The sequence below is a fragment of the Mucilaginibacter sp. P2_A4 genome, assembly GCF_056405015.1.
The window spans coordinates 55,433-75,204 of the sequence record NZ_JBFUCX010000020.1 but is presented as its reverse complement, the minus strand read 5'-3'; the positions used below and the strand labels follow the sequence as shown (position 1 = coordinate 75,204).

10 protein-coding genes are annotated in these 19,772 nt (G+C 42.0%); 4 read left to right on the top strand and 6 right to left on the bottom strand.

What is annotated here, in order from left to right; all coding sequences use genetic code 11:
• The first annotated feature begins 204 nt into the window (after positions 1-204).
• The 3 genes from AC1DYB_RS27305 to AC1DYB_RS27295 are packed head-to-tail and all read left to right on the top strand — an operon-like array spanning position 205 to position 2,398.
• A complete protein-coding gene (locus AC1DYB_RS27305; protein WP_477439703.1) occupies positions 205-1,032 on the top strand; it encodes a carboxypeptidase-like regulatory domain-containing protein in 828 nt (275 codons plus the stop codon).
• The gene (locus AC1DYB_RS27300; protein WP_477439701.1) at positions 1,029-1,991 is read left to right on the top strand and encodes a hypothetical protein; all 963 of its coding nucleotides are present in this window, start codon (positions 1,029-1,031) and stop codon (positions 1,989-1,991) included. The genes AC1DYB_RS27305 and AC1DYB_RS27300 overlap by 4 nt, the downstream gene beginning before the upstream one ends.
• Before the next feature lie 29 nt (positions 1,992-2,020).
• Positions 2,021-2,398, top strand: a complete 378-nt coding sequence (locus tag AC1DYB_RS27295) for a hypothetical protein (protein ID WP_295717027.1) — start codon at positions 2,021-2,023, stop codon at positions 2,396-2,398.
• Between the two features lie 33 nt (positions 2,399-2,431).
• On the opposite strand, the gene AC1DYB_RS27290 is transcribed toward AC1DYB_RS27295, so the two are convergent.
• From AC1DYB_RS27290 to pbpC, 3 genes are all read right to left on the bottom strand, one after another.
• Positions 2,432-4,144, bottom strand: coding sequence for an ABC transporter ATP-binding protein (locus AC1DYB_RS27290; RefSeq protein WP_477439699.1), 1,713 nt, complete (start codon positions 4,142-4,144; stop codon positions 2,432-2,434).
• Entirely contained in the window at positions 4,144-4,857 is a 714-nt protein-coding gene (locus AC1DYB_RS27285) for a 3'-5' exonuclease (protein WP_477439697.1), read from the bottom strand. The genes AC1DYB_RS27290 and AC1DYB_RS27285 overlap by 1 nt, the downstream gene beginning before the upstream one ends.
• 97 nt (positions 4,858-4,954) lie before the next feature.
• Positions 4,955-7,345: a penicillin-binding protein 1C gene (gene pbpC, locus AC1DYB_RS27280; RefSeq protein WP_477439695.1), complete on the bottom strand. Its 2,391-nt coding sequence runs from the start codon at positions 7,343-7,345 to the stop codon at positions 4,955-4,957.
• Positions 7,346-7,428: 83 nt separating this feature from the next.
• Here pbpC and AC1DYB_RS27275 point away from each other — a divergent pair, with 83 nt between their 5' ends.
• Positions 7,429-8,154, top strand: coding sequence for a glycosyltransferase family 2 protein (locus AC1DYB_RS27275; RefSeq protein WP_477439693.1), 726 nt, complete (start codon positions 7,429-7,431; stop codon positions 8,152-8,154).
• Between the two features lie 28 nt (positions 8,155-8,182).
• Here the strand turns inward: AC1DYB_RS27275 and AC1DYB_RS27270 are convergent, their stop codons facing one another.
• The 3 genes from AC1DYB_RS27270 to AC1DYB_RS27260 are packed head-to-tail and all read right to left on the bottom strand — an operon-like array spanning position 8,183 to position 19,600.
• On the bottom strand, positions 8,183-8,908 hold the full coding sequence (locus tag AC1DYB_RS27270; protein ID WP_477439691.1) for a 4'-phosphopantetheinyl transferase family protein: 726 nt from the start codon (positions 8,906-8,908) through the stop codon (positions 8,183-8,185).
• Between the two features lie 8 nt (positions 8,909-8,916).
• Entirely contained in the window at positions 8,917-12,945 is a 4,029-nt protein-coding gene (locus tag AC1DYB_RS27265; RefSeq protein WP_477439689.1) for an amino acid adenylation domain-containing protein, read from the bottom strand.
• A gap of 1 nt (position 12,946) precedes the next feature.
• Complete coding sequence (locus AC1DYB_RS27260) at positions 12,947-19,600, bottom strand: amino acid adenylation domain-containing protein (RefSeq protein ID WP_477439687.1); 6,654 nt, start codon at positions 19,598-19,600, stop codon at positions 12,947-12,949.
• Between the last annotated feature and the right edge of the window lie 172 nt (positions 19,601-19,772).

Below are 19,772 nucleotides of genomic sequence, written 5' to 3'. Positions count from 1 at the left end.
AGGATATGATTTGGCGGCCCACTATTGTTAGCGGGTTTGTTTATGCCTGAAAGCGTACAACTCTGAAGTGTGAATAACCGTCAGCCTTTGGCGTCCTCATTTGCTTTTTGACTTTGTCAGGCACTCATAATTGGAAATCAGTAATTTGTATTATATAAATAGAAAAATATATCTAACTTTATAATACACAGCCTATTACTTACAATGTCAGTCGAAACCAATAAAACTGTTTCACCTTTAAGTTGGGTTATTATAACCGGGGTGGGCTTCGTGTTGTTTGTGGCCGCCGCTATAATACTAATGATCTTTAGCAATAAAGCTTCAAATTTAAGTCCGCAGGTTTATTTTTTTTTACTGGTTTTTGTGGCCTTAATTGCATCAGGTTTTTTATTTGGCGCTTTAAAAGCGCATGCTAAATATAGCGGCAATGTAAATAATGGCACGTTAGAACTTGGTGGACCTGCAGTGATTTTTTGCCTTATCATATATTTTGGCCTAAAGCTTTCTCCACAGGCAGATTCATTTAATATCAAGTTCATAGTTTTTGGTGATGAAAGCAAAAATGAGCTTGTAAACGGTGGTGTTTTGAAGGTTTTATTCAACAAACCGGATTCTGCAAGGATCGAAAATGGTGTTGTAACCTTTACCGAGCTGCCAACCAATCTATTAGGCAAAACCATTTCTGTTACTCCCGCCGTGATAGGTTATTACCGGCAAAGCCAACAGGTAACTATTCCTGTTGATGGGCGTACGCCTATTGAGGTACATCTTAAAAAACAAGCTGAATCCTTAACTATAAGCGGCCTGGTAGTAGATATGCAAGGTCAACCTGTGCCGAATGTGTTGATCGTTTTGGCTAATGGGCTATATAAAACCAGTGCCGATAATTTAGGCAATTTCCGTTTTATCTTACCGGTAAAAGATGGCACCGAGTTTCCGGTAAGGGTTTACCGTGAAAAAAAGTTGCGTTATAACAACACGCAGATTTTTTCATCAAAAATACCGCTTACCCTTCAGTTAAAAGAGTTATGAAAGCGATCGTCTGCATATTAAGCTTATGTGTGGCCGGGTTTAGCGGTTATAGCCAAACTACAGTTTTTAAGGGCCAGCTTTTGGCCAACAACTCAGTGCTTAAAAACTATACGATAATTATAAACGGGAAACCGGCAACAACAGACGATTCGGGCGTGTTTTCAACCGCCATAAGCAGCAGCGCCAGCCAGCTTACTGTTCAGCCGTCTGACAAAAATTACATCATTTCGTATCCAACGGGAGGAAGGGTACTGGTACCTAAAGATCCATTGTTATTGACGCAGATTGTTCTGGAAGGTTTTCAGTCAAACGACCAGATTAAAAGTTACCTGGCAACATTGGCCCAATTAAAAGACGCGGCCAAAAAAGGGCAATCCGAAACAAAAGCGTTGCAAGTAAAAATTGATTCCATAGCTGCCAATCTTAAAAAAGCAGGTTATAGCAATGATGATCTCAGGATGGCCCGGGAAAGGCAGGATGGTATTGATCTGTTTTACCCCGAGATTAGCGGTGCCCTGCAAAATTATATCCTGCAGGCGCAAAGTTTAATGATTGCGTTTAAATTTATAGGGGTATATGCCTTCGTTAATATCAACGCGCTTACCCAATACGCGCAAACCCAAAGTGGGTTCAACCAGGCGTTTGAGAAATTGTATGTCAATTATCCTACTTACTCAAAAAAAATAGCCGATTACTGGGACGACCCATCACTCCAAAAATCATTTGAAGGTATAGCTGATTCATTAATTTATGGTATTGGAAAAAATCAGATCGTCCCTTTAAATGACCTGAAAAATCAGATCAATAAATATTTTCAAAACCAGGTGCCTGATAAGGATAAGGACAAAGTTAAAAAGGAAATTCAATCACAGATAGAGTCACAGGTTCCTGGTATTACAGATCAGCTTAATGCTATGGAGCTGCGTGTAAAACAATTTCTGAGTAGGTTAAAAAACTAATATTCACTAATAACTAAAATATATAAATTATGAAAAAGTTAAATTCATCACTCTATACTATTTTAATCGTTATTACATTTATTTGTACCGCATCCTGCGGCAAAGAGTCTGGTGGTGGCGGCGGTGGCGGTGGTATTGCTGTTCTTTTGGGCGACCTTATAGGTTTTTGGCAAAGCGGTACTGATTCATTTACGTTTCAGGACGACAATAGCAAACTTGGAGGCTCGGGGGAATTTGGGGGTAGAAACGGAACGGTTAACAATAGCAAAATTAACAACACATCATTTACTTTTGATTTGGTATTTGATGATCAAACTGTAAAGAGTTATAGCGGAACGATAGATGCGACAAAGAAAGTATTAAAACTAACCTCATCAGGGACAACGTTTACTTTCAATAAGCAATAATAATTATAAACTGTTTTATAACTCAATAACAGATCATCCCTGCGGTATAGACGCTATCAGTTTTTTAGTGTATTCCTCTTTGGGGTGGTAATAAATATCATCGGGATAACCGGTTTCAACGATTTCTCCTTTGTTCATGACCATCATCCGGTCGGATATATGTTTGATGACGGCCAGATCGTGCGAGATAAAAATATAAGTCAGTTTAAACTCCTGCTGTAATTCGCGGATGAGGTTGAGTACCTGTGCCTGTACCGAAACATCCAGCGCCGAAACCGATTCATCGCAGATGATGAATTTAGGCTGCAGGGCCAAGGCTCTGGCAATTACTATCCGTTGCCTTTGCCCACCCGAAAACTCATGCGGAAAGCGGTTGAAATGCTCTGGCAACAGGTTCACTCTTTCCAGTAACTCCAAGACGTGTTTCTTGCGTTTGGTGTTGTTTACATAAAACTGGTGAACCTGTAAAGGTTCCATTATTGATTGGCCAACCGTTAGGCGTGGGTTTAAAGAGGAGTAAGGATCCTGGAAAATGATCTGGATATTCCTTCGGATTTCGCGCAGGTCATTCTTTTTTAAATTTCTCAAATCCGTGTTCTCAAAGTTGATATTGCCCGCGGTTGGTTCGATTAATCTTAAAATAGATCTGCCCAAAGTAGTTTTGCCACAGCCAGATTCGCCAACAAGGCCAAGTGTTTCGCCGGGATAAACTTCAAAACTTACATTGTTAACAGCTTTAACCACATTTTGCGACCCGCCAAAAAAGCCATTTTTAACAGGGAACCAGGTAGAAAGCTGGTCTATTTTCAATAAAGGCTGCTGTTTATACAATTCCTTTTTTCTTTCGGCAATTTCCTTGTCGGGATAGTTGTATAACGCCCTGATGTTTTCTATCGTTACAGATGCCTTATTACCGGTGTTATCCGCATCAAAAAAATCGGCCACTACAGGCAGTTTTTTTAAATGTTGATTAGGTGAGGGGCGGCAAGCCAGCAGGCCCCTGGTATATGGATGTTTAGGATTTTCAAATAAGTCGGCAACCTTGGCTTCCTCCACAATTTCGCCCTTATACATCACCATAACACGATCAGCAATTTCTTTTATCACCCCCAAATCATGCGATATGAATATCAAACTCATATGCCTGATGGCTTTAAGGTTTAGCAAAAGTTCAATGATGGTTTTTTGTACTGTCACGTCCAGCGCGGTGGTAGGCTCATCAGCTATCAATATCTCCGGATTGCAGGATAAAGCCATGGCTATCATTACCCGTTGCTTTTGCCCGCCCGAGATCTGGTGCGGATAGCTGTCAAAAATAGCCTCGGGACGCGGGAGCTTTACCTCGTTAAAAAGTTCGAGGGTTTTCTTTTTTGCTTCTTTTTTTGATAAGCCTAAATGCAGTTGTATGGCCTCGGTAAGCTGAAAACCACAGGTAAGTACCGGGTTAAGGGAGGTCATGGGTTCCTGGAAAATCATGGCCATACGATTACCGCGTATATCGCGCATATCAGCTTCAGAAATTTTACAAAGGCTTACATCATTTAAAAGTATTTCGCCGCTAATTACTGTTTTGTCTTCATTTAGCAAACGCATTAATGCAAGCGATGTCACAGATTTACCAGAGCCCGATTCGCCGACAATACCGATAGTTTCTCCTTTTTTTAAATTAAAGGATACATTTTTTACGGCATTAAACAGTCCGTCTCCTGTTTTAAAACTAATCCCAAGGTTTTTTACTTTCAGCATTATTGCCCTACTATGGTTATCATTTCATCCTTAATTAATTCTTCGCCGCGGTAGCGCCTTATTAATTGCGCGGTGGCTACAACATCTTTTTGGCAGTAGGTACAAATACGTTCAAGCTGGTTTTCGTTCCAATAAACATGACTCACCATGCTGCCATCAATATCGTCTTTAGGTGTAGGAATATCAAAAATAGCGGTAAGCAGGTTTAGCGATGTGTAATTTTTATAGTCGCCAAATTTCCATAGTTCCATTGTATCCAGATGGATTATCTCCCACGGTTTTTTGCCTGCAAGCTGCAATTGCGGCGGAAAGGGCAAACCATTGATCAGTAACCGGCGGCAGATGTAAGGAAAATCAAATTCCTTACCGTTATGTGCAACCAATATTAAATTGGCAGGCTGACCAAACAGCATTGCAGAAAACCTGGTGAGCAGATCTTTTTCATCATGCCCTGCAAATGATTTTATCCTTAAACCGACGTTTTCTTTTCCTTTGGTGAATACCCCCGCAGAAATACATACTATCTTGCCAAATTCGGCCCAGATACCCGCGCGCTGATAGTATTCTTCGGGAGTTTCATCTTTGCGTTGATATTGAGTTTTTAGTTCCCATAGCTTTTTGAAATGCCCGGGTACCTCATCGTGTGTGGCATATTGTGGCACTGTTTCAATATCAAGCACCAATAAATTATGCAGATCATACTGCTCAAGCATGCTATATTAATTTTATGGAGCAATATAATAATTAAGTTTTGAGTAGCAGGTTTTGCCCGATGAGATTACACAGCAGTTACAACTGGGCACCCAGCGTTTACTTACTCAGTATCTCAAACCCTATATTAATCGTATTTCCATTGCCATCAACCAAAGTAAGGATGTGTTTACCCGGCGGCGGGTTAAGCGCCATCTGGTGAAAATCCTTTGTTTCGCCAACGTATTGATCATCCAGGTGCCAAAATATCTTCATTCCGGGTAAGCGGTGGGCGGCGTTGCATATCATTCTGCCACGGGAGCCATCGGCTTCAAGTGGCACATATATTTTAGCGCCATCTTTTGGGTAGATCACTTCCATGGCGTTGCTGTTTTCGGCCTGTGTACATCCTGGACTAAATGGCGGCAATACATGGTATTGGTAGTCGCGTGCTTTGTAATAATACTCCATGGAGGGGGGCAGTACAAACCATTTTTTGTTGATCATATTACCAGGTGATTCGCAATTGCCGTTAACCTGGTATTTACCATCGGCAGATAAATGAATGAGTTGGTGGTAGGGGCAAACGGGAGCCTTTAAACCACTTTTAGGTATCAGCATTTCGTCCACGTTATCGCAATACTGGCCGGCGCGGTAGCCGCTTTGCCGGCAAATGTTAACTTTCACCATTTCGCCTACAGGCATCTCAAACCAATCACGGGAAACAGGCAGCAACCTGAAGATCTCAAACAGGGCTGGTGCGGCTGTATTGATCCCTGTTAAACCCGGCCTTCCTTCGCCATCGGTATTGCCTACCCATACTCCCACAACATATTTAGGTGTAATTCCTATTGCCCAACCATCCCGAAAGCCAAAACTGGTGCCGGTTTTCCAGGCCACCCGCTGGGTGGAGCTGAATTGCTGCCAAAGCATTTCTTCACCGGGGCGCATTACTTCTTCCATCGCCTGGAAAGTGTAGTAAATGGATGCCGCATCCAGCAAGCCCGATCTTTCCAAAGTTGGTTTTGCGATGTCCTGCCTGTTATAAACCGGACTATGAAAATCAGCCGGATCATATTTGCCATTATATTTATAGTAGTGATTAAGCACCCTGGCCATATTGGCATAAGCGCCGCTTAGTTCCCAAAGGGTATTTTCGCCACCACCTAATATCAATGATAGCCCGTAATGGTCGGCAGGTTTTGTTAATGTAGTGATACCTGCCTTCTGTAAAAAATCATAAAAGCGCTCATATTTAAATTGCTGCAACATTTTTACCGCCGGCACATTCAGCGAGCGCGATAATGCCCTTGAAGCAGGTACAGCGCCATCATAACCCAGGTCAAAGTTTTCGGGATGGTACCCTGCAATGAGCGTGGGTACGTCAGGAATGAGGCTATTTGGCAGTATCAACCCGCTATGCAGCATAGAGGCATATAACAGGGGTTTTAGCGTACTACCCGGACTGCGGGGAGCATCGATAACGTCAACATCACTTTCCATCTGCGGGTCTTCGTGGTGGGTGATATTACCAGCATAAGCAAGGGTTTGGCCGGTTTCTACATCAAGCACAATGGCGGCAATATTATTGATGTCATTGGCTTTTAAAACCTGGTGATGCTGCTCTAATATATCATTTACCTGTTGCTGTAAAGTCGATTTTATACTTGTCTGTATCCTGGTATCTCCGGATGGTTTGGCATGATGATCATTTTTAAAACGCTGCAAAAGGTGAGGGGCGAGCGAGGGCAGGGGCATTGGTCTTTCGGGCACGGGCTCCAACTGTGCAAGGGCAGCTGTTGAACTATCAATAACGCCCTGTTTATAAAGCCTGGTTAATAATAAATTGCGTTTTTTTAATAAGATGAGCTTGTTTTTACCGGGATGCACCAATGATGGAGAGTTTGGCAAAACCGCCATAGCTGCCGTTTCGCCCCAGGAGAGCTGATCAGGATTACGACCAAAATATCGCCATGATGCGGCATCCAGACCTACCACATTAGTACCAAATGGCGCGTTGCTGGCGTAAAGAGCCAATATCTGGCTTTTACTATAGGTAAGCTCAAGCCTCAGCGCCATAAATATTTCCAGCAGTTTATTCCATGCGTTACGTTTATGCCGGGTTGCAAGCCGTATTACCTGCATGGTTAAAGTACTACCGCCGCTGGTTACCCTTTTTGATGAAATGTTTTGTTTAATAGCTCTGCTAAACGCCAGTGCATCAAAACCAGGGTGATTTTCAAAGCGTTTATCCTCAAAAGCAATGATACATTGTTTGAATTTTTGGGGCACGCTATCATTATACGGAAAACGCCACTGGCCGTCTTGTGCAATGGATGCACCCAATAATTGCCCCTCGTCATCATCTATTACATAGGATGTGGGGCTTTTAAACAGCGGGCTGGGCAAACAAAACCAAAACAGCAAGGTTAAAACAACTAAGAATACAAGCAGAAATATTACTTTTGGCTTTTGTAAATAAATTTTTATTCGCTTTAATACGGCTTGCATTAATATATTTTCAATAAAGATATAACTAAGCTTTATACTACTACCTTATCCGCAACAGGATATTGCTTGATAAAATACAATAAATGGGCATACAAAAATTATCAATTATTATCCCGGCTTATAACGAAGGTAACACCATACATTTAATTCTGGATAAAATTAAATTGGTTAGCCTCACAAATGATATTCAAAAAGAAGTGATCATCATAAACGATTGCTCAAGCGATAATACTGAATCGGCCATTAAAGCTTACCAACAAGCCAATCCTGATCTTGATATTCAGTACTTTAAACACGAAGTGAATAAAGGTAAAGGCGCGGCCCTGCATACTGGCATATCCAAAGCTACCGGCGAATATCTTATCATCCAGGATGCCGATCTGGAATATGACCCAACAGAATACAATGACCTGTTGAAACCTATTGTGAATGGTTTTGCGGATGTTGTTTATGGGTCAAGATTCATGGGAAGTAATCCACACAGAATATTATTCTTTTGGCATACCATAGGTAACAGGTGGCTTACGTTTGCATCAAACATGTTCAGCAATTTAAACCTTACTGACATGGAAACTTGTTATAAATTATTTGATACCAGGATAATTCAGGGTATTTCACTAACCGAAAAACGTTTTGGCTTTGAACCTGAAGTAACCATCAAAATATCGAGGGTGCCAAAGATCAGGATTTACGAGGTGGGTATTTCATACTACGGGCGCACCTACGAGGAGGGTAAAAAAATAGGATGGAAAGATGGCGTAAGGGCTATTTACTGTATTTTGAAATACGGATTGTTTAAGAGCAGGTAACGCAACGAACGATTATTTTGCAAGGCGATTATATATGATCAAAAAAGTTCAACTTTTGAATTTTTGATTCCAACGCCACACTTCCCCAGTTCATCCCGTCTATTTTAAAACTTTTTATTCGCCAGTTTCTATCAGTTATCAACATCCTGGCATCTGCCGGATGTAAACCATCTAAGCAGGGTACATATTTCAAATTCTCATCTAAACCCTGGCCTGTGGCCTTGGTTAAAGCTTCTTTACGTGTCCAGAGTAAAAAGAAGTTTTGGGGCGATTGGCCAATAAAATCAATCTCGGCTGTACTGAAATTATCTTCCAGTATAGATGTGAAATCAAATAGCGGATTAATTTTTTCTGTATCCACCCCCACATTTGTATTTGCTATCGCGATTAGCACCCAATCTGCCGAGTGGGATACATTGTATTTGATATCAGTGCCACTGATATAGGGCTTTTTATTCGTGCCGATACTAAATTTTATATCGGCAGCGGATTGATTGGTGTATTTACCAAGGATTAGCCTTAAAGCAGCACGGCTTACAATAAATCTTGTCCGGTCCTTTTCCTGCAGATAACGGTTGGCCCTGGCAATTTCCTCGGGTTGCAGTAACGATAAAAGGTTGGCGATATTTGACTGATCTGCCGAAATGTTGATGCGCCATAGATCAACCTCATCGTTCAGTTGAAATGTACATTCAGTTTCATCAAACCATGTAACAGCATCTAAAAACTGAATGTTAACCGTAACTGCCCCCATTTTAATAGCTATTTTTTGGCTGCCTCATCCAGGCAGTTTTGCAGTATGCTTGCAAATATTTTATCATTTGGCGCTTTAAATATGGTATTATGACCGCCTGGGATCTTATGCACATTTACACCTTTTAACGCATATTGCTTCCAGCCCATATTTTCAAAGTCATCAAGGTAAAAGGTACGTTGCTCTGCCCTGAAAACTTCTACAGCTATATTATGAGGTTGCAGCTGATAGCGTTTTTCGGCAAGGATATTCATCTCATCAATTCTATTGGAGTATCCAAAAAAGCCCTGCTGCTCTTCGTCATTTGATATTTTCCATAACACTTTGGTTAGCCTGCGTTTTATGCCGGTACTATTATGCGCTATAGTATGCCCGATACCTTCATGAAACGATAAGTTATAAACCAGCTTTCGCATAAAAAACTTGCCCCGTTTATAATATTGGGTTACAAACGGATCATGATATGGCGAGCGGTAAGCATAAGTATCAAACATCGCCAGCATTTTTACTTCTTTACCCATAGCCTGAAATTGTTTAGCCATTTCAAAAGCAATGATACCGCCAAAAGAATACCCGGCAAGCGCATAAGGCCCGGTAGGGTTTTGCGCCATAATGGATGCATTGTAATGCGCGGCTATGTCAATGATATTGCTCAATGGTTCGTCAATTCCGTTAAGGCCTTTTGCCTGTAAACCATAAATAGGCTGGTCGGCATGCATACCTGATGCAAGCGTGTTGAATAACAGAACGTTTAGCCCGGCCCCATGAACTATGTATAATGGCATCTTGTTGCCGGTGGTTTTAATAGGTACCAGGGAATCCCACACAATGGATTTGCCATCCATCTCCAGCATTAGCGCCAATTTTTCAACCGTGGAGTTTTCAAATAGTGTTGCAAGCGGCAGGCGTTTACCGGTGAGCTTCTCAATGCGGGTCATTACCTGCACGGCAATCAACGAGTGTCCTCCTAGTTCAAAAAAGTTGTCATAGATGCCAATATTCCCGATCTCCAAAAATTCAGACCAGGTATCAGCTACCAACTTTTCTACATCGGTGCGTGGCGCAATAAAAACGTTGATACTTTCTGCAAGTTTGCTGTTTTGATTTGCTAATGCCTTTTTATCAATTTTACCATTGGGTGTTAATGGCATTGCCGGCACGGTAATGAAATCGTCAGGCACCATATAATCAGGAACTAAAGATCGCAGGCTATCACGCCACCCCTTTAATTGTGCTGTACTGCTTTCGGCCAGGTAAGCATCATTTATAACGATATAGGCTACCAGTTTATCAATCCCATTTTTATCGGGCACAGCTATTACAATGGCCTCTTTAATATTATACTCATTTACCAGGTGGTGTTCAATCTCGCCGGCCTCTATACGGTAACCACGAATTTTGATCTGCGTATCAATGCGGCCAAGACATTCTATCTCGCCGTCTGCCATAAATTTACCCATATCACCGGTGCTATACATTTTAGCGCCGGTAGTTGCTGAAAATGGATCGTTAACAAACTTCTCGTTTGTTAATTCAGGGCGATTAAGATACCCCCTGGCAACACCATCGCCACCAATATAAATTTCACCCGCGGTTCCCGGCGGGAGTGGGTGAAGGAATTTATCTAAAATATAAATTGATGTATTGTCAATTGGGCGTCCAACAGTAATGGTCTCGTCATTGGCCTTTATTTGTTTAATTGTCGACCAAATGGTTGTCTCGGTAGGGCCATAAACATTCCATAAGCTGGTAGCTTGTTTAAGAATCCTATTCGCCAATTCTTTAGGCAAGGCTTCGCCGCCGCATAAAACCTTTATTGGGTTACTGCTATCCCAGCCAGCCTCAAGCATAATTCGCCAGGTATAAGGCGTTGCCTGCATTATGGTTACACCCTCGGTTTTGATAATATCAAGTAGGTCCCTGCCATCTTTGGCGGTATCACTATTTGCAATAATTACCTTGGCGCCACTTATCAGCGGTAAAAACAGTTCAAGGCCCGATATATCAAAACTCACTGTAGTAACTGCCAATAGCTTATCAGCAGGGGTTATGCCGGGCTCTTTTTGCATGCTGTACAAAAAGTTAACAAGGCTGCTGTGCGCTATTTGTACACCTTTAGGATTCCCGGTGGAGCCTGATGTATAAAGGATATAAGCCAGGTCGTCTCCACTTACTTCAACAGCCGGATCTGTCACCGGGTATTGGTTAAGTTTAAGCCATTCGTCCTCTAAGATCAACTCTTTGGCACCAGATTGATAATGGTTTTTATATTTTGAGGATGTAAACAATATCGCCGAGCCAGAATCGCTAAGCATATAATTGATACGTCCTAACGGAAACTGCGGATCAAGCGGAATATACGTAGCCCCGGTTTTCATGATGCCCAGCATCACCACAACCATTTCTGCCGATCTGTCCAGGGCGAAAGCTACTTTATCTCCTTTTTTAATGCCTTGTGCAAGTAGTAAAGCAGCAAACTGATTGGCTTTTTGGTTTAACTGGCTATAAGTTAGAGTAGCTTGATTGAATTTTATAGCAATGCTATCACTAAATTCCTTAGCGCGTTCGCTGATAACCTGGTGCAGCGGTTTGTTTTTATCATAAGGAGAAGCTGTTTTATTCCAGGTGTTTAACTCATTGAGGAGTGCTCCTGCATTTTTTGATTCGATGCTGCCGATCAGGATATTTGGATCAGAGACGATCTGCCGCAATAAAAACTCAAACTCATCCATCATATTGCGAATGGTGGATGACTGGAAGAGTTGCGTGTTATATGACCATTCCAGTACCAGCGATTCATCACGGCCGGATATATTTACAAAAATCTCGAAGCTTTCATATTCACGTGGATTGCTTTGCAATATATGCTGCAAGCCATAAAAGTCAACATCGTCATCCATACCCATATCAATGTTAAACATCACGGGTACTAACGGTATTCTTGAGGCATCACGGGCAATATTCAGCTTTTTAAGTAAACTACCGAAAGTATATTGTTGGTGATCGTAGGCATCCAGGATGGCTGATGTACGGATCTTTAAATAGGTTTTAAAGGATTGATCTCCTTTAGGATGGCTCCTTAATGCTAATAAGTTGACACAATGCCCTACAAGCCTGTAATTGCCTGTAGCGGATTGCCCGGCAGCTGGTAAGCCTAAAATAATCTCATCCTGACCGGTTAAGCGCTGCAAAAATATTTCGAATGCGGCCAACAGGGTGGTTACAAAGCTTGATCCGTTTGCTTTGCCAAGCTTTTTAAGGTCAAGCGCCAGCAGCGTATCTAAATTAAAATCCTTGCGATGGCTTTTGTAAGTGCGCACTGCAGGGCGGGGTAAGTCTGTTGGCAGGTTTAAGTAATGATTGCTGCCTTTAAACTGATTAAGCCAGTATTGTTCTGTTTCTTTAAATTCCGGGCTATGCTCAAATGTAAGCTGTTCCGTAGCATATTCGCTGAAAAGAGCAGCGTCGCCTAACTTGACTGGCTCTTTTTTGACATAAGCTGAGTAGAATTTGCTCAGGTCCTGCATCATAATCCCTATTGACCAACCATCGCAAATAATATGGTGGGCAATAAAGGTTAACAGGTATTCATTTTCCTTTAATTTGATTAAAGTAGTTTTAAACAATGGCCCTGTTACCAGGTTAAACGGGGTTAAAGCCACCTGGGTGTTTTGGTTACTAATAAAAAGCTGTTGCCCGGCAGCTGTTTGTACCGAAAGATCATGGTAATCAACCGTTAATTGCAGCTCTTTATAAATGCACATATATTTGCCATCAGCGCTAAATGCCGAGCGTAGCGCCTGGTGCCTGTTGGTAATATCCTGCAATGCGCGGAGCATGGCATCGTAATTAAACTGGCCTGTTAACAGCAGTGAGAATGATTCATTGTAGGCGCAATTAGCCTCATCGCCTCCAATAAGGCATGATGTCCAGATCTCCAGCTGGGATTCTGTAGCAGGCGCAACCAATTGTATTTCCGGACCGGCAAACGGGTCAAAATCTACAGGGCTTATATCGAATGTAAAAGAAGTGTCCAAATCAGTTACTGCTTAATTTAACCTGTAAAAATTTTCCGGGATTATTAATGTCATTGATAAACCAGCCGGGATTGCCATGATTATCGCGGCCAAGTTTGGCACCCGCAACAGGAGGTTCCGCGGGTAATTTAATAGGATCAATATTGGTTACCCTGATTTTTTCTGATGGTATAAAACCCGATTCGATCAATTCAGTAACACTTTCTTTAAATGCTGTAATTATCTGATCTACTTCCTGATCTGTATGTGCCGCCGTTATAAAACATGGGAAAAGATCCCATATATGAATTCCTTTATAACGCATCAACGTAAACAGGAGTTCGCCATATGCAAGCTCATATTTGAATTTTATCTTCCACAGTGAGCCAAAGGATGGTGAGTATAAGGGAATGCCTTCTTTCTCACATATCGCGTTTAAAGCATCAGAAAGACGTTTGGTTCTGGCATTTAATTCTTCCTGTAAGGCGGGGCCTTTTTCTTTCATGTAAAGTAAGGAGGCTTTGCCTGCAGCAAGGGCCAGCGGATGACGCACAAATGTACCGGCAAAGTAAGTTACACCCGCTTCAGGTGATGAATCATCGCCAAACTGCCAGTTGCCACCATCAAGGGCATCCATATATTTGCTGATACCAGCAATGGCGCCTATGGGCATACCACCGCCAATTACTTTTCCATAAGTACCCAAATCTGCTTTAATGCCGAACATGGCCTGCGCACCGCCCGGGTGCATCCTGAAGCCTGATATTACCTCATCAAATATTAAAACCGTTCCTGATTTTTGGGTGATTTCTCTTACCTTTTTTAAAAACTCAACCGGTTGAAATTCAGGGCGTCTGCTTTGTACAGGTTCAACTAATACTGCAGCAAATTCGTGCGCTCTTTCGGCAATTATTTTAAGCGATTCTTCGGTGCCATAATCAAGGATCAGCATATTCTGCACTACCTCGGGCATAATACCGGGAGCGGCAGGTACAGTTTTTAATTTTTTAGTTCCGCGAACAATTACTTCGTCGTTAATACCATGGTATGATCCGCTGAATGCTACGATAATTGAGCGGCCGGTAACCGTACGTGCAATACGCATAGCACCTAACACAGCTTCTGAACCGGTATTGCAAAGCGCGGCGCGGTCAAAGTTGGTAAACTCACATATCAGCTTACAAACATCACCTGCAAGCTCATGCTGCGGACCTATTTCATAACCTTTTTCTACCTGGTCCAGCACCGCTTTTTTAAGTACATCGGCCTGGTAACCCAAGAGATTGGATCCGAAGCCATTTAACGCATCTACATAATCATTGCCATCTATATCCCAAACATGACTGCCTTTTGAGCGATTAACCACCAACGGATAAACCACCTCTTTGGTAAGCGGTCTGAAACCACTAACCACGCGGGGATCGGCCATATACGGGCGATCCTTTTGAGTTTGAGCTTTGCTGCCTTTGGTTTTAGCGTTGTATTTAATAGTAAGATCATTTAAAAAAGCCGATTGCTTTTCGTTAAGAACCAGGGTTTGTTTTTCGATGCGGGCCGTAGCGCCAAAAGGTTTTTTTATTTCTACCTGCTCCTCGGGCGTAAGGTCATGTGTTACTGACTGCGATTTAACTGCGGTAATTGCGGTAATTGCGGGTGCCGCCGCACTGTAAACAGGAGCCGAAACTGCTTGCCCGTTACCGCCCTGAATGAGTGATAACTGGCTGCTTAATAGTTGAAGCTGCTGCGATATTAAATTAATAATGAGATCGTTATTGTTTGTGCCTGCACCGTTACTTGATGGAGTATGCGCATTAAATATCGGTTGAACGGTAGTTGTTGCGGCTACAACAGAAGGGGGTGCAATGGGCTCCGGTTTTAAAACATCGGGGGCCAGGTTAGCATCAAGATAGGAGGCCAGTAATACCAGGCTGTTATACTCTTCAAACAATTTCCTAAAAGTGATAGGTATATTGAACTGCTTTTTAAGATTTGTGGCTATCTGTGTTAAAGACAGGGAATCAAAGCCGATTTCAATAAAGCTCATGTCGGTGCCCGAATTATCAATCTCAATGCCCGATGCATCTTCAAATATTGCTCTCAGCTTATCAATTAATATATCTTTCCTTGTCTGCATAATTGGGTTGGTAGTAATTTGTGGCTGTGGTATAAGGTTTGTTGCAATTGTTTCCGTTGTATTATAGGTTATGGCCGGTTCAAGCCAATAACGTTTATGATCAAAAGCATAAGTTGGCAGGTCTATTTTGCTGTGTTGCTGTTTGTTGTAAATGCCATTCCATTCAGGCTCAACGCCGCTTAACCATAATTGCCCTAATGCTTTTAATACGTGATAATACTCCGAATTTGTTTCGTTTTTCTCAAATCCGGTTATAACTGTTACATTTTTATCGGCAATATGCTGACGGGTTAATGTACCTAATATATTACCCGGACCCACCTCTAAATAAAGTCGGTTTTCATTTTCCTGTAGTGTATCAATGGCGTGGGCGAAACGAACGGTTTTTCTGAGATGTTGCGACCAGTAAGTTGGGTCGGTAGCCTCGGCGCCGCTCATCCAGTTACCGGTTACTGTTGAAACGATGGGTTTTATTGGTTGATTTAATTCTATCGATCTTACAACCGCCTCAAAAGGTTCAACTATGCTATCCATCATGGAAGAATGGAAGGCGTGGCTGGTGAGCAACAACCTGCTGGGGATACCTTGCTCAGCCAATAATTCTGAAAAGGAATTGATGGCATTTGAAGGGCCCGAAACCACACAAAGCTTGCGCGAGTTAATTGCGGCTATAGACAGTTTTGATGGTAATATGGCTTCCAGCTTTTCGGCCTCTAACCTTACCGAAAGCATGTTGCCCTTTTCTACGCCATTTACCAGGCGGGCTCTTTCCGAAATCAGTTTTAAAGCATCGGCCAAACTAAATACTCCCGCTAAGTGTGCAGCAATAAATTCGCCTATACTATGGCCTGTCAGTACTTCGGGCTGTATGCCAAGGCTCATCCATAGTTTAGCCATTGCATACTCTAAAATAAATATGGCTGGCTGCGCGTAAAGTGTTTGTTTTATTTTTTCAATTGCTTGGTTGTCAGCTATTATAGGGTATAGTACCTCAAGTAAATTTTCATGTACCGTACCCTTTAGCAGATTGATGCATTCATCAACAGCAGTGGCAAAAACAGGTTCGGTTTTATACAGATCAATTCCCATGTTGGCATATTGGGAACCCTGACCGGGGAACATAAATACTACGCCTTCAGCTTTGTTCTTTAAATTCTTTGAAGCTGATGGCTCGGTTTGAGGTGTATTAAGTTTTATAAGTAATTCGTCATTATCAGCAGCAATAACAAATCTGCGGAAATTAAAATCGGCACGGGTTGTTTGCAAGGTATAGACCAGATCATCAAGACTGGCGTTTTTATTTTGTTTAATAAAGCCACTAAGCTTGTTGGCGTAATTATTTAAACTACTTTCTGTTTTAGCCGACCAACTAATCAGTTTTAATGGTTTTCTATTGGATACAGGGATAGGCTCAGCTTCAAATTCCTCCAATACTACGTGTACATTGGTGCCCCCAACACCAAACGAACTAACACCGGCACGGCGAATTGTATCAGCCTCCCAGTTTTTTAATTCATTGTTAATATAAAAGGGACTATCAGCAATATCAATATTGGGATTTATCTGCTCAAAAAACAATGATTTTGGTATCTGCTTATGCTGCAAAGCCAAAGCTGTTTTCATCAAACCGGCAACACCGGATGCAGCGGTTAAGTGCCCCATATTACTTTTGATAGAACCAATTGCGCAGAACTGTTTTTTATCCTGCAGACCAAAAGCAAGGTTTAGTCCCTCAATTTCTATCGGGTCGCCAAGTGGGGTGGCTGTACCATGTGCTTCTATATAACTAATGCTTGAGGCATCTATACCGGCATCATCAATAGCCATTGCTATAGCACCAGCCTGGCCATGTGCGCTTGGGCCGCTAAAGCTGCTTTTCGCGGCACCATCATTATTTATACCAATGCCTTTTATAACGGCGTAAATGTTATCGCCATCGCGTTTGGCATCCGCTAATGATTTTAATAGTACTACACCCGCACCGTCGCTAAATACGGTGCCTGTTGCTGCCGCATCAAACGGGCGGCAATGCCCGTCACTGCTCATGATGGAGCCTTCCTCGTAAAAATGCCCGCTTTTGATGGGGGAGGTGATAGATGCAGCTCCTGCTATAGCCACATTGCATTGCCCGTTACGGATACTGCTTACTGCCTGTGCTATGGCTAAGAGTGAGGTAGAGCAGGCTGCATAAACTGCAACTGCTGGCCCTTCTAAATTTAACTGGAAAGCGGTTCTGGTAGCTATATAATCTTTCTCATTTAAAAGCCTGACCTGGAAATGCCCCGTACGCTCAACTATTTCGGGATTTGTTAATACATTGTTATTGTAATAGGTATTATATCCGCAGCCCGCAAAAACGCCAACCGGGCCGGTATATTTTTGCGGCAAATAGCCTGTTTTTTCCAAAACTTCCCAGGCTATCTCTAAAAACACCCGTTGTTGCGGATCCATGAGTTCGGCATTTCGGGGATTAAAACCGAAAAAGCCCGCGTCGAACTCATCTGCTTTATCAATAAGCCCTCGTGCTTTTACATACGCGGGATTGTTTTTAACGTTATCCGGTATCGATTTATCTATTTCATTGGCACTAAAGAAACTAATGGTTTCTTGTCCTTCCGAAAGTAGTTTCCAAAATTCATCAATAGTGTTTGCCCCCGGGAACCTTCCAGCCATGCCAATAATGGCGATATCATGATCCGCGCTATCATCTTTATTTTTCCTTTTTGAAGGAAATATGGCTGATTTATCACTGCCACTTAAAAAACTTACCAAGCCGCTTACGGTTGGGTATTGATATAGTTTGGTGATGGGTACATCTAAATTTAATTCCTGTTTTAGCGCCGAAACAGTTTTGAGAGCTAATAAAGAATTTCCACCTAATAGAAAAAAATCATCATCAACACCAATTTTTTCTAATTGCAGCAACGTCATCCATACCGCTGTTATATTCTTCTCTATCCGTGTGGATGGCGTTTTGTATAAAATGGCTAGATCAGGCCTCTCCAGGCCGGGATTAGGTAAGGCTTTTCTATCAACTTTGCCGCTGCTTGTTTTTGGTAATTCTTTGATCCATACGTAAGCAGAAGGCAGCATAAAATCGGGCAATTGCTGCTCAAGACTTTTTCTTACCGCTGCTGTGTTTTGTTGATTGGTTGATGATACAAGGTAAGCTAATAAGCGCTTTTGTCCTGCGGCATCCTCGCGGGCGATAACAATTGCTTGCTGAATGTTTTCGAGTTGATTGAGCAATACTTCAACCTCACCCAATTCTACACGGTTTCCGCGAATCTTTACCTGGGTATCTTTACGACCCAAATATTCAATATTACCATCGGGCATGAAGTGGGCCAGGTCTCCGGTGCGATAAAGGCGGGTGATTTTATTTTCGTTTTCCTTCCAGCTTATAAATTTTTCGGCCGTAAGGTCTGGTTTGTTTAGGTAACCATTAGCAAGGCTTAAACCTGCAACACAAAGTTCACCGGTTTCGCCAATGGGTAATTGCTGTAAGTTCTCATCTAAAATGATGATCTCTGTATTATTGACCGGGATGCCGATTGAGGGCAATGCAGGCCATGTCAATGGATCTCCGTCGAGTTTTAATTGGGTAACTACGTGTGTTTCTGTTGGGCCATATTGGTTATATAAAACAGCATTTGGTAAAGCTTTAAAAAAAGCGGCAATCTGCGGAGTTATCTTTAATTGCTCTCCTGCGGTCATCACTTCCTGTAAGCGCCCTGGTATCTGTGAATTTGCTATAGCCGCTTCGGTTAAATATTGAAGCACTACAAAAGGAAGGAAGATGCGGTTTATTGATTGCTCGTCCATAAACAACAACAACTTAACCGGATCAATGCGCAGTTCGTCGGCAATAAGTACCAATGTGCCACCTGTGCTTAGCGTGGCAAATATTTCCTGAAATGATACATCAAAGGTTAAAGGCGCAAATTGTAAAGTATTTATACCTGTTTTTGATATGGAATTTTCCTGCTGCCATAAAAGCAAATTCACCAAAGCTGTGTGACTCATCACCACACCTTTTGGCTTACCGGTTGAGCCGGAAGTGTACAACACATAAGCGGCGTCGGGCTTACTTAAGGGTGATGCTTTTGCCGCCTGGGGATAAACTTTATCTGTAAGCAGAATACCAACCGGCAGATTTTCAAATAAATGCTTCTGTGTTTCGGTAATTAAGCAGGTATCGATGCCCGAATCGGCTATGATCTGCTCAAGCCGGTCTTTGGGGTAATCGGCATCTAAGGGCAAATAGGCTTTGCCGGCTTTCAGTATTGCCAGTACAGCTATTATTGTTTCAATGCAACGAAACGTACTTACACCAATTATTGTTGAATGAGGTGATTTTACTAAAATAGCTGCCGCCAGATTATCGGCTTGCTGATTTAACTGGCTGTAAGTTAATTGCAAATTACCATGGGTAACAGCTAAAACATCGGGTGTTTTTTGTTGCTGTTGCTCAAATAATTGGTGTATTAATATGGTATTATCTATACCTCTTTCAATTACGTTACCGGTATTAATATTCATTAAACATGACAAGGTTAGCTATCTTCACTGCCTGACCGTTATTATAACAGGGGGATTTAAAATAATGTTGCAGGTTACTTTAAAAAGCAGTGGAAGATAGGCATTTTTTACATTTCAATTAGTTGTAAACACCATTTTATACTAACAAATTTATTGTATATTTATTTATACG